The sequence below is a fragment of the Pantoea stewartii subsp. stewartii genome (genome assembly GCF_008801695.1).
Taxonomy (GTDB): Bacteria; Pseudomonadota; Gammaproteobacteria; order Enterobacterales; family Enterobacteriaceae; genus Pantoea; species Pantoea stewartii.
Map to the genome: position 1 here is coordinate 1 of NZ_VZPF01000020.1, position 15,346 is coordinate 15,346.

A 15,346-nucleotide genomic window follows, 5' to 3' on the forward strand; every position below is an offset into this window, starting at 1 on the left:
GCCTTGTTGTAGTTGCACCAGTTGGTGATTTTGAATTTCTGCTTAGCCACGGAACTGCCTGCATTATCAGGATTATGCGTGATCTGATCCTGCAACTCAGCAAAAGTTCGATTTATTCAACAAAGCCGGGCGGTGAGCGAAACAATAAACGCACTTGCGCAGAAAAAGCGCGAATAGCTAAAGCGTATTTATGCCTCTCAGAAATTTCACATTTAGCGCCTGCGGTTTGGTATTTAGTCTGCGGCCCTTTACGCTCGTTGACAGGTTAACGAAAAAAAGGAATCGAGAATGAAATGGCAAATGGGTGCAGTTGCAGCGTTATTAATGGGTTCCGTTGCTTGTGCGGCAGAAACAACCGCGATGAAGAATCCGCTGAGTGTACACGTATTAAATCTGGAGACCGGCACGCCGACTCCCGGTATTTCTGTTGACCTCGAACATAAAGAACAGGGCAAGTGGGTTAAGCTTTCCTCAGGGGTAACCGATAAAAACGGCAGAATTAGTGCACTATTCCCGACAGATAAACAATATGAAACGGGCGATTATAAAGTTGTATTTAAAACGGGAGATTATTATCAGAAGGTTCAGCACGCGTCCTTTTTCCCGGAAATTCCGGTGATATTTCACATGGACAAAAGTGAATCGCATTACCATATTCCATTGCTGCTGAGCCCGTACGGCTATTCTACCTATCGCGGTAATTAATCTTCACCGGCAACGCCTGAATACCCGGGTGTTGCCGGTCTCTTTCGCCCCCTCCGCCCTGGTCATCGCCGCGCGATGTCGCGTTTTCCCGACCAAACCCTGGCTTTGCAGTCTTCACCTTGCCACGCCCGGACAAAAAAACTTTTGCTGCTACGGGTGCGATCATCGGTTAAATTGCCCCTCTGTGCCGGAACGGTTAACCGGCCGGTGCCGGAACCTTCATACCGAACAAAGCAGGGCGCGCTGTGCCTGCTTTACGTACAGGAGAATCGCTGATGCGAAAAGGATTAACTGTGGTTGCCATGGTCATGCTGTCAGGCTGCAGCCTGATGCACAAATCGTCGCCCGCGCCAGAAACTTTACACTATCGCTGTGGCACCTTGCCGCTCACCGTCACCCTGGATAACGCTAAAGATCAGGTCAGCTTTATCATGGATGGCAAACCGCTGACGCTGACGCAAACCGTTTCTGCCTCGGGGGCCCGCTACAGCGACGGACAGTATGTTTTCTGGTCTAAAGGAAACGGTGCTTTTATTGAGCGCAACGATAAAATCGTCGTGAATGACTGCGAGCTGCAACCGGCTGGTTAACGTTATCTGAGTGAGTGTGCATGATGAGTGACAATGAAATGCTGCAAAACATTGCCCACCTGCGTCGTGAATACACGCGCGGTGGTCTGCGTCGTAACGATTTGCCGGATAATCCGCTGGCGCTGTTCGAAAGCTGGTTAAAGCAGGCCTGCGAGGCGCAATTGCCCGATCCTACAGCCATGACGGTAGCCACGGTCGATGAGCAAGGCCAGCCTTATCAGCGTATCGTGCTGTTGAAGCATTATGATGAACGGGGCATGGTGTTCTATACCAACCTCGGCAGCCGTAAAGCACAGCATCTGGCCAACAATCCGCGTATTTCGCTGCATTTCCCATGGCATTTTCTGGAGCGCCAGGTCATGGTGCTGGGCGAAGTCGAAAAACTGTCGCCGCTGGACGTCCTGAAATATTTCAGCAGCCGCCCGCGTGACAGCCAGATCGGTGCCTGGGTTTCGCGTCAGTCCAGCCGGATTTCTGCCCGCGGTGTGCTGGAAGCGAAGTTTCTGGAACTGAAGCAGAAATTCCAGCAGGGCGATGTGCCGCTGCCCAGTTTTTGGGGCGGCTATCGGGTAAAATTTAACACCATGGAGTTCTGGCAAGGGGGCGAGCATCGCCTTCACGATCGTTTCCTCTACCAACGGGATAACGACGGCTGGAAAATTGACCGACTCGCCCCGTAAAACTGCGCTTTCCCCTTATCAGCGCTGGCACAGAAGCCGTCAGCGCTTTATGCTATAGCCCTCATTTTTTTCTTCCGCAACTCAGCGGAAAGCTGTGTACCAGCCTAGGTGCAGTCTGATCAATTTGGAGTCAGTGATGACCAGCAGTAACTTGATACAACAATTGCAAGAACGGGGCCTGATCGCCCAGGTGACGGATGAAGACGCGTTAGTCGAGAAACTGGCGCAAGGGCCAATTTCGCTCTATTGCGGCTTTGACCCCACTGCTGACAGCTTGCACTTGGGCCATCTGGTACCGCTGCTCTGCCTGAAACGTTTTCAGGACGCCGGACACAGGCCGGTGGCACTGGTGGGCGGCGCAACCGGTCTGATTGGCGATCCCAGTTTTAAAGCGGCAGAGCGTAAGCTCAACACCAGCGAAACCGTCGGTGAATGGGTCGAAAAAATCCGTAAACAGGTTGCGCCATTCCTGGATTTTGACTGTGGTGCGAACAGTGCGATTGCGGCCAACAACTATGACTGGTTTGGCAATATGAACGTGCTGACCTTCCTGCGTGACATTGGTAAACACTTCTCGGTTAACCAGATGATCAACAAGGAAGCGGTCAAACAGCGTCTGAACCGTGACGACCAGGGGATCTCGTTTACCGAATTCTCCTACAACCTGTTGCAGGGCTATGATTTTGCCTGCCTGAACGAACTGCACGGCGTAGCGCTGCAGATCGGCGGCTCGGACCAGTGGGGCAACATCACTTCCGGTATCGATCTGACACGTCGTCTGCATCAGAACCAGGTGTTTGGTCTGACCGTTCCTCTGATCACCAAATCGGACGGCACCAAGTTCGGTAAGACCGAAGGCGGCGCGGTCTGGCTGGATGCTAAGAAAACCAGCCCGTACAAGTTCTACCAGTTCTGGATCAACACCGCCGATGCGGATGTTTACCGTTTCCTGAAATTCTTCACGTTCCTGAGCATTGAAGAGATTAATGCCCTGGAAGAAGAAGATAAAAACAGCGGAACCGCGCCGCGTGCACAGTATGTCCTGGCCGAGCAGGTTACGCACCTGGTTCATGGCGAAGAGGGCCTGGCAGCCGCGAAACGCATCACGGAAAGTCTGTTCTCCGGTGCGCTCAGTGACATGACCGAGGCCGATTTCGAACAGCTGGCGCAGGACGGCATGCCCACCATCACGCTGTCTGCTGAGGACGATCTGCAGCAGGCACTGGTTAAAGCGGAGCTGGTACCGTCACGCGGCCAGGCGCGCACCATGATTGGCTCAAATGCCGTATCGCTGAACGGTGAGAAGCAGTCTGATGCGGAATACCGCTTCCGCGACAGCGACAAGCTGTTTAACCGCTTCACGTTATTACGCCGCGGTAAAAAACATTACTGCCTGATCAACTGGCAGTAGCTTTTCAGGGCCGGTTTCCGGCCCTTTTTTATGGCAAGGCAGGACAGGGTAAAAAAGTGAAAAACGTTTTAGCAATTCAGTCGCACGTGGTGTTTGGTCATGCAGGCAATGCGGCGGCAGAGTTCCCGATGCGCCGTATGGGCGTGAACGTCTGGCCGCTGAATACCGTGCAGTTTTCCAATCATACACAGTATGGGCACTGGACCGGCACCGTCATGCCGGCGTCGCATCTCACCGACATTGTCAAAGGCATCGCCGATATCGACCGCCTGAAAACCTGTGATGCGGTGTTAAGCGGCTATCTGGGATCGGCCGAACAGGGCGAAAAGATTCTGGACATCGTGCATCAGGTAAAAGCCGCCAACCCCGAGGCCTGGTATTTTTGCGATCCGGTCATGGGGCATCCGGAAAAGGGCTGCATTGTGGCACCGGGCGTGGCGGAGTTTCACTGCAAAATGGCGCTACCGGCCAGCGATATCATCGCGCCAAATCTGCTGGAGCTGGAAATGCTCAGCGAACGCACGGTAACCAGTGTCGAATCCGCCGTTGAGGCTGCCCGCCTGCTGATCACGCAGGGGCCAAAAGTGGTGCTGATTAAGCATCTGGCACGGGCAGGGCGCCGCAGCGATCGCTTTGAAATGCTGCTGGTCACCGCCGACGAAGCCTGGCACATCAGCCGTCCGCTGGTGGACTTTGGCGTTCGCCAGCCTGTAGGCGTGGGCGATTTAACCAGCGGCTTATTGCTGGTCGATCTGCTGCACGGACAGTCGCTGCAGGCGGCGCTGGAGCACGTCACGGCCGCCGTCTATGAAGTGATGCTGAAAACGCATGAGATGGGGGAATATGAGCTGCAGTTGGTTGCCGCGCAGGACGCTATCGCCCGGCCAACGCACTATTTTCCGGCAGAGAAGCTGTAAAAAAAGGGCCGGTAACGGCCCTGATCGTGTCAGATAAGGCCTTCCGCTTTTAGCGCGGCCTGAACCGATGGCCGTTCTTCAACGCGCGCAAACCACTGTTGCAGGTGGCTCAACGCGCTGACATCCAGGTTCAGCGCTTTCGCCCAGCGCGTCACCACATACAGATAAGCATCCGCAACGCTGAAATGCACGCCCATCAGCCACGGCTTGTCCTGCAGTTCACCGTTTACCCAGGCAAATTTTGCCTCCAGCTGACGGCGCACCAGCGCTTTGTACTCGTCGGGCGCATCGTTGCGGAACAGCGGTGAAAAACTCTTATGTAACTCACTGCTGATGTAGCCGAGCCACTCAATGGTGTGATAACGCGTCAGGCTGCCGACGGGGGCCAGAAGATGACGATCGGGCTTGAGATCGGCCAGGTACTGCACAATCGCCGCGCCTTCGGTCAGGACATTACCCTCACTCAATTGCAGCGCCGGTACCTGACCCTTGGGATTGATTTGACGAAAATCATCCCCGCGCTCGGTGAGCTTGGTTTGCAGGTCGACATTGACCTGAGTGAAATCCAGAGCACATTCAAGCAGAACAATATGGGGTGAAAGAGAACAGGCACCAGCTTTACAAAACAGTTTCATCATGAAGCCACCATGTTGCGAGTCGTGTTTGCATAGTAATCCCCTGTGGCAGAATTACCAGTTATTAGCATGAGTAATCTACCAGGAACCGATCGGCGACAAAAACAAAAAAACCGGGCAAGGCCCGGTTTTTGCTGCGTGTCAAAATCGCACTCAGGCTTTTTCCGCTTCCGTCGTCTGCGTCATACGGTTCAGCAGCGGGGCCGTCACCAGCATCAGCACAGCGATGACGGCGGTGGCAATCCCGATCTGCTGGAACACTTTGCCGTACGTGACCAGCGAAATCAGCGGATCGGTAACGTTTTCAGGCACCGCCATCAGGTTGGCCACTTTACCGGCAATGACGGCAGCACCCGCGGTGGTCAGGAACCATGAGCCCATGATAAAGCCCATCAGGCGCTGTGGAACCAGCTGTGCCACCATCGCCAGGCCCAGTCCCGAAATCATCAGTTCGCCGATACTTTGCAGGCCATAGCTGAGAATGAGCCAGTTCAGGGACACGATACCGGCATCGCTGGCAAATTTCGCGCCGACAGGCAATACCAGGAACGCGGCAGAACACAGCACCATGCCGATAGCGAACTTGTGCGGCATCGGCAGCTTGTCGCCCAGCTTGTTATACACGGCTGCCAGAATGGGGCTGGCCAGCATAATCCAGAACGGGTTCAGCGCCTGGAACTGCTCTGGCGCAAAGGTAATGCCAAAAAGGGTATGCTCAACGTTACGAATCGCAAAGAAGTTCAGCGACGTAGGCATCTGCATGTAAAGCACGAAGAAGACGATGGCTTCGACCATCAGCAGGAAAGCGACAATCATACGGCGACGTGCCGCGCCCTTCAGTGCGAAGGCTTCTTTGGCAAAGATCACCATAATGCCCAGCGCAATCAGGCACAGCAGAATACGGGCAATGGCCTGATGGTGCAGCATCCAGTTAGCCAGGGCGATCAACACCACAATACCTGCCAGCGTCATCAGCAGTTTGCCGAACTGGAGTGGGGCAAAGTCCGGTTTGGAACCAAAGTCTTTCACCAGGCGCTTACAGAACAGGAAGTTAAGCAGCGTGATGACCAGGCCGATCACCGACAGCGAAAATGCCACGTTATAGCCATATTTCTCGGCTAACCACGGCGTCAGCATCATTGAAAACAGTGAGCCGATGTTGATGGACATGTAGAACATGGTAAAGGCGCCATCAATGCGCGGATCGTCTTTCTCGTAGCAGGTGGAAAGCAGGGAAGAGGGGTTCGCTTTAAACAAGCCGCTGCCCACCGCAATAGTCGCCATACCGATATAGACGACGCTGACGTTATGACCGGAGAAGGCGACAAGCGCGTAGCCGATGGCCAGTACCAGTACACCCAGCACGATAACGCGTTTGGTGCCCAGCACTTTATCGCCCAGCCAGCCGCCGATAGCGACCAGACCATAAACCAGTGCGCTAAAGGACGAGAACAGGGTAATGGAGTCGGACTCCGACATGCCCAGCTGTCGAACCAGATAGACGGCCATAATGGCCTGTAGGCCGTAGTAGCCAAAACGTTCCCATAATTCGATTGAAAAGATCAGGTAAAACGCTTTGGGCTGTTTAAAAGCATTAAGGCTGACGGCCTCGTCGGTGTGTTTGTTTGCAGTTGACACTTGTACCTCTGTTATTTCATATCCTGCGTCGTGACAGGCATTCCGTCCGCGCCATGTGATCACACCATGGGCCAGATTTTTATTAGATGGGAAAAACGGCGACTAATTTGGCTGAATAAAGGCGGCAGGGCAAGCGTTTTCTACCTTCTGCCAGACAGGGTCAATATGGTGTTAAAACCTAAATAAATATTACTGATTAAAATTTTGTCATGTTTTCAGGTTTTTTATTGGTTCAAAATACCTGCGTGGAGCTTTTCAGATCGTCAATAATGACATTAACCACTAAGCGGCGGTTGCGTAGAGCTTTGCTTTGGAAAGTGATCTTTCACCAGAATAAAGCGCCGGAAATGCGGCTTTTGACGTCGTTTTGCTGAAATAATCTGCATATTATGACGCAAAACGACGTCGGGTGCGCAATAAAGTTGATTAAACTCACATTATTCGCTGTTATTTCAGCAGAAGAAAAATGGTTTCATCAGGAAATAATGCGTCCGGCCCTTAATTAACAGGCGTAAAAAACCAGCAAAAATGCGCTCACCTGCTCGACAGCGCACGCGCACTCACGTAGCCTCTTTATTTCCTAAAAAGGATGTTGCTATGTCGTTATCTTTACGTCTCGCCTTAGTGGGTGACTACCGCCCGGACGCTGTTTCGCATCAATCCATTCCCCTGGCGCTGGCGCGCGCCGCGGCGCACCTTGCCATCCCGATTGAGCCTGACTGGATTCCCACTCCGGATTTAGATGATCTGTCCGCCGTTACGCAGCATGATGCCGTCTGGCTGGTGCCCGGCAGCCCCTATAAAAACGATGACGGCGTGTTTAGCATGCTGCGTTGGGTACGGGAAAACGGTAAGCCCTTTCTCGGCTCCTGTGGCGGGTTTCAGTATGCGGTTATCGACTATGCCCGCCACGTATTGGGCTGGGAAGATGCCAGTCATGCCGAAACCAGCGAAACCGGTCGGATGGTGATTGCGCCGCTAAGCTGCTCACTGGTCGAACAGCGAGGGGAGGTCACGTTTGCACCCGGCTCGCGTATGGCCAGCGCCTACGGTGCGCTGACCAGCGATGAAGGTTATCATTGCAATTTTGGCGTGAACCCGGCTTTCAGTGCGGCGCTGCAGGGTAAAAACATGCGGATCACGTCCTGGGATCTGAACGGCGATGTGCGCGGCATTGAACTGACCGATCATCCTTTCTATGTCGCCACCTTATTCCAGTCCGAACGGGCGGCATTACAGGATAAGGATTCGCCGCTGGTGATGGCCTGGATGCGGGCGGCGCTGGCGCAGCGTCAGCGCTGAACAGTAAAACAGCCTGTGACCAGTCCCAGGCTGTTATCCGGGCTTATTCGACCTTATCGGGATATTCACACAGGTCTTCAATCAGGCAGGACCCGCAACGCGGTTTGCGCGCCACGCAGGTGTAACGCCCGTGCAGAATCAGCCAGTGATGGCAGTCGACTTTAAACGCCTTCGGCACGACTTTTAACAGTTTCTCTTCGACCTGCTCGACGTTCTTACCCGGCGCAAAATTCGTCCGGTTGCAGACGCGGAAAATGTGCGTATCCACCGCAATCGTCGGCCAGCCAAAAGCCGTATTCAGCACCACGTTAGCCGTTTTACGGCCGACGCCAGGTAAGGCTTCGAGCGCGGCGCGATCTTCAGGCACCTGACCGCCGTGCTGGTCCAGTAAAATACGGCAGGTCTTAATCACGTTCTCGGCTTTACTGTTGAACAGGCCGATCGTTTTGATGTACTCCTTCACGCCGTCCACGCCCAGCGCCAGCATCGCAGCAGGTGTATTCGCCACCGGGTACAGCTTTGCAGTAGCCTTGTTAACGCTCACGTCCGTCGCCTGAGCCGACAGCAGAACCGCAATCAGCAGTTCAAACGGCGAGGTGAACTGCAGCTCGGTCGTGGGGTGAGGGTTGGCCTGCTGCAGACGACTGAGAATCTCAATGCGTTTCGTCTGGTTCACACGGCTTTTCCCGTGTTGCCCTGCGGCGCATCAAGCGCCGCGTCTTCTGCGCGACGCGCTGCGCGCTGCTTCATTTTCTGATCGATCACATATTTCCCCGCCAGCATCATGCCCAGACCGATAAAGGCACCCGGCGGGAGCATTGCCAGCAGCATTGGCGAGTTAAAATGAATCACGTCAATACGCAACACTTTAGCCCAGGGCCCCAGTAACTGATCCGCACCGTTAAACAATGTGCCGCTGCCGATGATTTCACGGATTGATCCCAGTACCACCATTGCACAGGTGGCGCCCATACCGATAGCAAAGCCATCCAGTGCGGCAAGAGGAATACTGCTTTTCGAGGCCACGGCTTCAGCCCGGCCCACTACGATGCAGTTGGTCACGATCAGCGGAATAAAAATACCGAGTGACTGATACAGACCGTAGGCGTAAGCGTTAATCAGCATCTGCACGGAGCTTACGACAGAGGCGATGATCATCACGTAGATAGGAATACGGATCTCAGAAGGCACCCAACGGCGCGAGGCCGAAATAAAACTGTTTGTCAGGGTCAGCACCAGCGTCGTGGCAAGCCCCAGCCCCAGAGCATTGGTGGCCGTGGCGGTCACCGCCAGCAAAGGGCACAGGCCCAGCAGCTGCACCAGCGCCGAGTTATTTTTCCACAGCCCGCCGACCAGCAGGTTTTTCGCTTCACTCATTGGCGTCTCCACATTCGGGTAACGAAGAGAGTTTCCCTTTCAGGGATTCAATTAACAATGCCGTACGTTTGGTGGCATTCACGACGGCGCGAGGGGTAATGGTGGCACCGGTAAACTGGTCGAATTCGCCGCCATCTTTTTTGACGGCAAACGCTTTGTCATTCGGCCCGGTTACCACTTTGCCATTAAAACTGTTGATCCAGTCAGAAATCCGTAACTCGATTTTGTCCCCCAGGCCCGGCGTTTCATGGTGCTCAATCACCCGCACGCCGAGTACCTTACCGTGAAAATCCGCGCCGACCAGCATCTGAATCGCGCCAGAATAGCCATCCGGGGCGGTGGTTTCCAGGGCGGCGGCCACAGGTTCGTTGCCTTTTCGCGCCAGATAAAGATGATGAGGGCTGGCATTACCCAGTGCCGCATCAGTGACAACGTAACATTCCTGCTGAATGTGGTTATCGTACATATCGGTCGGCACCACCTGATCCAGCAGATTTTTTTGCTGTAACTGCGTCTGGTGCTCGACGGTGGGTTTGGTCACGGTATTTACAACAGCAGTAACGCCGGTGGTAATCGCGGCAAAGAGAGCCAGGGTCACGCCATTCTTGCGTATGGTGTCCAGCATCATTTAATCCTTTTGATGACCGTAAACGCGCGGCTGCGTGTAATAGTCAATCAGCGGTACGCATATATTAGCCAGCAGAACGGCGAAAGCAACGCCGTCCGGATAACCGCCAAAACTCCGAATGAGCCATACCAGCAGACCAATAAGGGCACCATAAATCAGACGACCACGGTCAGTGGTGGAGGCGGTAACCGGATCGGTGGCGATAAAAAATGCGCCCAGCATCGTCGCCCCGGAAAACAGATGAATCAGCGGACTGTTCAGCGAGGCGGGAGCCAGTAACCAACCAAGCGTGGCGCAGACGGTCAGCGACAGCAACATCGCGGCCGGAATATGCCAGCGAATGGTGTTTTTCCACAGCAGGAATACCCCGCCAAGCAGATAACCCACGTTAACCCATTGCCAGCCCAGACCGGCCAGAACGCCGCTGTAAATGGGCTGGGCTAACAGTTGCTCTGCACTGTGGCCTGCGCGCAAGCCGGTTTTAAAGGTATCCAGCGGTGTGGCCTGGCTGACACCGTCCACGCCCAACTGCAGTTGCTGTAACGTATCGCCCGCCAGCGTATGACCCGTAAAGATCATGCTCAGCGAGTCCAGCACGCCGGGCTTAATCACCTGTAAGGCTTCTGGCGGCATCCAGCTGGTCATCTGAACCGGAAATGAGATCAGAAGAACGACATAGCCGACCATGGCCGGGTTGAAGGGGTTTTGTCCCAGGCCACCGTACAACTGTTTGGCAATAACAATCGCAAATACCGTACCGACCACCACTAACCACCAGGGGGCCAGAGACGGGATGCTGATCCCCAGCAGAATTGCCGTCAGCAGGGCGGAGTTGTCGGCCAGCTGAGGGGCGACCGGTGTGTTACGCAGGCGCAGGATAGCCGCTTCTGTCAGCAACGCTGTCAGCGAGGCCAACACAACCTGCAATAAGGTTCCCACGCCAAAAAAGTAGCACTGCGCGGCAAAACCAGGCAGCGCCGCCAGGATAACCAGCATCATGATGTTGCCGGTACTGCGGCGGTTATGAGTATAAGGTGAACTTGCGATACGGAACGCCATTTAATCCTCAGGTGTCAATGTCGATTGCGCTTTACGCGCTTTGGCACGGGCGACAGCCGCCGCAATCGCGGCTTTACGCGCATCGGCGGGGTGATCGAGTTCAGGTGCCTCTTCGGCTTCGGCATTGGCATGATTAGCCTGCTCCTGCGCCCTCTCTGCCTGCTCAACGTCCCTGTGCGCTTCGGCCGCCGCGACAGCCGCCTCACGGGACGCGTCTTCTGCCTGCGCCTGTGCGGCAGCGCGCTTTTTCGCTTTGGCACGTTCAATGGCGGCGGCTACCGCAGCTTTACGTGGATCTTCAGATGCGGTGTCGGCAGCCTCAGCGTCAGCCGCCGCCTGGGCGGCTTTCTTCGCTTTGGCACGTTCAATGGCGGCGGCTACCGCAGCTTTACGTGGATCTTCAGATGCGGTGTCGGCAGCCTCAGCGTCAGCCGCCGCCTGGGCGGCTTTCTTCGCTTTGGCACGTTCAATGGAGGCGGCTACCGCAGCTTTACGTGGATCTTCAGATGCGGTGTTGGCCGTCTCAGCGTCAGCCGCCTGGGCGGCTTTCTTCGCTTTGGCACGTTCGACGGCAGCGGCTACCGCGGCTTTGCGCGGATCTTCGGATGCGGTGTTGGCCGTCTCAGCGTAAGCCGCCTGGGCGGCTTTCTTCGCTTTGGCACGTTCGACGGCAGCGGCTACCGCGGCTTTACGCGGATCGTCGGATGCGGTGTCGGTAGCCTCAGCCGCCGCCTGGGCGGCTTTCTTCGCTTTGGCACGTTCGACGGCAGCGGCCACCGCGGCTTTATGCGGATCGTCGGATGCGGTGTCGGCAGTCTCAGCGTCAGCCTGGGCGGCTTTCTTCGCTTTGGCACGTTCGATGGCGGCGGTCACCGCGGCTTTGCGTGGATCCGCCACCGCCGTTTCAGTCGTGTCCGCACTGTCAGGCGTCACCGGTTTCTTCGCTCTGGCACGCGCAATCGCCGCTTCAACCGCAGCCTTGCGTGGATCGGTCGTCTGACGACTCAGCGCCTGGGTTTCCGCCTGTGCCTCAGCCTGCCGTAACCGGGCCTGCGCATGACGTGCCTCGGCAGCGGCATCTTCATTCTCAGCAGATTGTTTCGCTCTGGCGCGGGCTTTTGCCGCAGCCAGTTCTCCGCTTTCGCTGCGGGCTACGCGCTGTTTGGCTTCAGCATGACGTGCTTCACGCGCCTGCTTTTCCCGCTCCAGTCGTGCCTGGCGTGCCTCAAAACGCGCTTTCGCTTCCAGCGTGCGTTTGGCTTCCAGGTCGATGGCGCGCAGCTCAGCTTTTTCCTGGCGATAGTACTGCACCAGCGGAATGTTACTCGGGCAGACGTAGGCGCACGCACCACATTCAATGCAGCCATCAATGTGATGGGCACGGGCTTTATCGTGATCGCCCCCCTGGCTATACCAGTACAGCTGCTGTGGCAGCAGATTGGCCGGACAGGCGTCAGCACAGGCAGAGCAACGAATGCAGGACTGTTCCTGTTGCGTGTTGCCCATCTCAGTGCCGGACGGGGCCAGAATACAGTTGGTGATCTTCACGACCGGCACATCCAGCGACGGCAGGGTAAAGCCCATCAGCGGGCCGCCCATAATGACCATTTGTCCTGGTGAAGGGTGAAAACCGACCTGGTGCAACAGGTGGCTGATTGGCGTCCCTAAGCGGCTCCACACGTTCCGGGGTTGCGCGATGGCTTCACCGGTGAGTGTCACCACGCGCTCGGTGATCGGTTCGCCATTGATAATGGCGCGCTTCACGGCCCATGCCGTACCGACGTTTTGCATCAGCACGCCAATATCCGTAGAGCGACCACCATGCGGCACTTCCATGCCGGTGAGTATTTTGGTCAGCTGCTTAGCGCCGCCGGACGGATATTTCGTCGGGATAACGCGGATCTGTAAATCCCGCTCACCACCCAACGCCTGCTTCAGGGCGGCGATAGCCTCGGGTTTGTTATCTTCGATACCAATCAGCACGCGCTCCGCCTGAAGCACCCAGGCCAGAATGCGGCATCCTTCCAGCACCTCGGCGGCGTAGTCCTGCATCAGACGATCGTCAGCGGTGATGTAAGGTTCGCACTCAGCCGCGTTAATGATCAGCGTGTTGACGCCCTGCAGGCCGCCTTTCAGTTTGGTGGCCGTCGGGAAGCCCGCGCCGCCCAGACCGGCGATGCCGGCATCATGTATGCGTTTAAGAATGGCGCTGCGTTCATGCTGACGGTAGTCCGGAAGCGGGGAGAGCGGCATCCAGCGATCGTCACCGTCAGGCGTCAGAAAAATACACAGCTCTGACAGGCCAGACGGGTGCGCTGTCATGTGCTGAGCGATAGCGTCAATGACGCCCGACGTGGGCGCATGTACAGGCAGCATTCTGCCCTGTCCAAACGTAAGCGGCTGGCCGCGCAGCACCTTATCGCCAGGGGAAACGCAAATTTCGCCTTCGTGGCCAATATGTTGCTTCAGGGGAATGATAAACCGGTGCGGCAGCGGCAATTCAGCGAGCGGCGTGCCGTTGGACTGGGTTTTCATCTCAGGCGGATGAATCCCGCCCTGAAAATCCCAGATCTTCTCTTTTTTAAAGAAATTAAGCAGATTAAGCATGACTCTCTACCGGGATCACCCGAACAGGAATGGTATTCAGATCCCACTTCCAGTTGGCCGTGGTGGTGGCAATCGGACGCATTTCAATGCAGTCGGTAGGACAGGGGGCAACACACAGATCGCAGCCGGTGCAGACATCGCTCAGCACGGTATGCATGGCGCGCGTGGCACCGACGATGGCATCAACCGGGCAGGCCTGAATGCACTTTGTGCAGCCAATACAGTTTTCTTCGTCAATCCACGCGACGGTACGCACGGGCGCTTTAGCCTCGTCATCGCCATCGATCGGTTGTGGCTCAACATTGAGTAGGGCGGCCAGCTTAAGCATGGTCTGCTCACCACCGGGCGCGCATTTGTTAATGGCTTCGCCATTGTTGCCCACGGCGTCAGCATAGGGACGACAGCCGGGGTAACCACACTGACCGCACTGGCTCTGCGGCAACACGGCGTCAATCTGCTCAACAATGGGATCTTCTTCGACTTCAAAGCGGCGTGACGCGTAACCCAGCAGGGCACCAAAGACCAGGCTCAGGGCGCTCAGTACCGCCACCGCTATCCAAATTGCACTCATCAGAATTTCACCAGACCTGTAAAGCCCATAAAGGCCAGTGCCATCAGCCCCGCGGTGATCAACGCAATAGAATTCCCTTTGAAGGGGGCCGGGACATTCGCCAGCACCAGACGCTCACGCATCCCGGCAAATAACACCATCACCAGCGAGAAGCCCAGCGAGGCGCTGAATCCATACAGCGCCGCCTTAAGAAAGGTGTGATTGAGGTTAACGCTCAACAGGGGGACGCCCAGTACCGCACAGTTTGTCGTGATCAACGGCAGGAAAATACCCAGCAGGCGATACAGCGATGGGCTGGTTTTGCGCACCACCATTTCGGTGAACTGAACGACAACCGCGATCACCAGGATATAAGCCATGGTCCGCAGATACACTAAGTCCAGCGGAACCAGAATGAGGTGATTCACCAGCCACGCGCAAATGGAGGCCAGCGTAATCACAAACGTGGTGGCGAGGCCCATGCCAATGGCCGTTTCCAGCTTTTTGGAAACGCCCATAAACGGGCAAAGGCCGAGAAACTTCACCAACACGAAGTTGTTCACCAGCACTGTGCCAACAAAAAGGAGAAGATAATCGGTCATTTTTTCGCCTGAATACCAGAAAGCGGCTTATTATCATTGATAAAGCGCTGCATCACAACTCCATCGCATTATTGCCAGCCGCCAACCGCACTCAGAATTAAACTCTTGACGAAAACAGCAGCGTTATCGCTGAGTAAATGTCGCTTTTACCCGCGCGGAACGTTTGAAATAGGGAACAAAAACGGCGGCGGCAGCCAGTGAGAGTAGCAGAGTCTGCAACGCGCGTGCATCAGACACCGGCGTACAGGCAAAGGTTTTCAGCGCCAGCAAAACGGTGATCAGCAACCACACGATATAGTGACGCGGCAGACGGAGCGAACGTTTAAAGAACATCCACACAACCCACATGCTGTAAGCCCACAATGCGGTGGCGGTCAATAATGAAATGGCCCAATAGCCCGTCACCAGCGAACGGTGGTTAAACAAGGTTTCGCGCCATTGCGCATCAAACAGTGGCGTCAGATACATGGCCATCACCAGCGCGGTGGTCAGCAGCGTCATCAGCAACCATGCCAGTGGCAGTAAAAGCCAGCCGCCAATACGTGGGGCTGTCATCGGGGTCGTCATTTGCGGTTCATCCTGTTTCAACGTCGTCAGCGGGTCAGAATAGCATGTTAAGACAGACGCAAACCAACAGTGAAAACA

16 protein-coding genes and 1 pseudogene are annotated in these 15,346 nt (G+C 55.6%); 7 read left to right on the forward strand and 10 right to left on the reverse strand.

The genetic code is table 11. The features are described 5' to 3' along the window. The 6 genes and pseudogenes from F7Q90_RS28110 to pdxY form a co-directional block, all read left to right on the forward strand. Positions 1-269: pseudogene (locus F7Q90_RS28110) on the forward strand (hypothetical protein); the annotation flags it as partial. A 19-nt stretch (positions 270-288) separates the two neighbouring features. Next, on the forward strand, positions 289-705 hold the full coding sequence (gene uraH / locus F7Q90_RS07430; protein WP_006119009.1) for a hydroxyisourate hydrolase: 417 nt from the start codon (positions 289-291) through the stop codon (positions 703-705). 275 nt (positions 706-980) lie between these two features. After that, positions 981-1,295, forward strand: a complete 315-nt coding sequence (locus F7Q90_RS07435; protein ID WP_006119010.1) for an MliC family protein — start codon at positions 981-983, stop codon at positions 1,293-1,295. A gap of 23 nt (positions 1,296-1,318) precedes the next feature. Then, positions 1,319-1,975 carry a pyridoxamine 5'-phosphate oxidase gene (pdxH, locus tag F7Q90_RS07440; RefSeq protein ID WP_006119011.1) on the forward strand — a complete coding sequence of 219 codons (657 nt, stop codon included), beginning with the start codon at positions 1,319-1,321 and terminating at the stop codon, positions 1,973-1,975. A 136-nt stretch (positions 1,976-2,111) separates the two neighbouring features. Further along, entirely contained in the window at positions 2,112-3,386 is a 1,275-nt protein-coding gene (gene tyrS / locus F7Q90_RS07445; protein ID WP_006119012.1) for a tyrosine--tRNA ligase, read from the forward strand. A 56-nt stretch (positions 3,387-3,442) separates the two neighbouring features. Next, positions 3,443-4,303 (forward strand): pyridoxal kinase PdxY, encoded by an 861-nt coding sequence (pdxY, locus tag F7Q90_RS07450; protein WP_006119013.1) that lies wholly within the window; start codon positions 3,443-3,445, stop codon positions 4,301-4,303. A gap of 29 nt (positions 4,304-4,332) precedes the next feature. Here the strand turns inward: pdxY and gstA are convergent, their stop codons facing one another. Together gstA and dtpA are read right to left on the reverse strand one after the other, a co-directional pair. Beyond that, entirely contained in the window at positions 4,333-4,938 is a 606-nt protein-coding gene (gene gstA / locus F7Q90_RS07455; RefSeq protein ID WP_006119014.1) for a glutathione transferase GstA, read from the reverse strand. 153 nt (positions 4,939-5,091) lie between these two features. After that, the gene (gene dtpA, locus F7Q90_RS07460) at positions 5,092-6,576 is read right to left on the reverse strand and encodes a dipeptide/tripeptide permease DtpA (RefSeq protein WP_006119015.1); all 1,485 of its coding nucleotides are present in this window, start codon (positions 6,574-6,576) and stop codon (positions 5,092-5,094) included. 597 nt (positions 6,577-7,173) lie between these two features. On the opposite strand from dtpA, the gene F7Q90_RS07465 reads away from it, so the two are divergent. Beyond that, positions 7,174-7,878, forward strand: coding sequence for a CTP synthase C-terminal region-related (seleno)protein (locus F7Q90_RS07465; RefSeq protein WP_006119016.1), 705 nt, complete (start codon positions 7,174-7,176; stop codon positions 7,876-7,878). 43 nt (positions 7,879-7,921) lie between these two features. On the opposite strand, the gene nth is transcribed toward F7Q90_RS07465, so the two are convergent. The 8 genes from nth to F7Q90_RS07505 all read right to left on the reverse strand — a co-directional run bounded on the left by nth (position 7,922) and on the right by F7Q90_RS07505 (position 15,268). Next, entirely contained in the window at positions 7,922-8,554 is a 633-nt protein-coding gene (nth, locus tag F7Q90_RS07470; protein WP_006119017.1) for an endonuclease III, read from the reverse strand. Continuing rightward, complete coding sequence (locus F7Q90_RS07475) at positions 8,551-9,255, reverse strand: electron transport complex subunit E (protein ID WP_006119018.1); 705 nt, start codon at positions 9,253-9,255, stop codon at positions 8,551-8,553. The genes nth and F7Q90_RS07475 overlap by 4 nt, the downstream gene beginning before the upstream one ends. Continuing rightward, a complete protein-coding gene (gene rsxG / locus F7Q90_RS07480) occupies positions 9,248-9,880 on the reverse strand; it encodes an electron transport complex subunit RsxG (protein ID WP_006119019.1) in 633 nt (210 codons plus the stop codon). The genes F7Q90_RS07475 and rsxG overlap by 8 nt, the downstream gene beginning before the upstream one ends. A 3-nt stretch (positions 9,881-9,883) precedes the next feature. Further along, positions 9,884-10,942 carry an electron transport complex subunit RsxD gene (gene rsxD, locus F7Q90_RS07485; protein ID WP_006119020.1) on the reverse strand — a complete coding sequence of 353 codons (1,059 nt, stop codon included), beginning with the start codon at positions 10,940-10,942 and terminating at the stop codon, positions 9,884-9,886. Continuing rightward, entirely contained in the window at positions 10,943-13,549 is a 2,607-nt protein-coding gene (gene rsxC, locus F7Q90_RS07490) for an electron transport complex subunit RsxC (RefSeq protein ID WP_006119021.1), read from the reverse strand. Beyond that, the gene (gene rsxB, locus F7Q90_RS07495; protein ID WP_006119022.1) at positions 13,542-14,120 is read right to left on the reverse strand and encodes an electron transport complex subunit RsxB; all 579 of its coding nucleotides are present in this window, start codon (positions 14,118-14,120) and stop codon (positions 13,542-13,544) included. Before rsxB ends, rsxC begins: the two co-directional genes overlap by 8 nt. Beyond that, positions 14,120-14,701 (reverse strand): electron transport complex subunit RsxA, encoded by a 582-nt coding sequence (gene rsxA, locus F7Q90_RS07500; RefSeq protein ID WP_006119023.1) that lies wholly within the window; start codon positions 14,699-14,701, stop codon positions 14,120-14,122. Before rsxA ends, rsxB begins: the two co-directional genes overlap by 1 nt. 123 nt (positions 14,702-14,824) lie before the next feature. Then, entirely contained in the window at positions 14,825-15,268 is a 444-nt protein-coding gene (locus F7Q90_RS07505) for a DUF2569 domain-containing protein (RefSeq protein WP_006119024.1), read from the reverse strand. Positions 15,269-15,346: the final 78 nt, after the last annotated feature.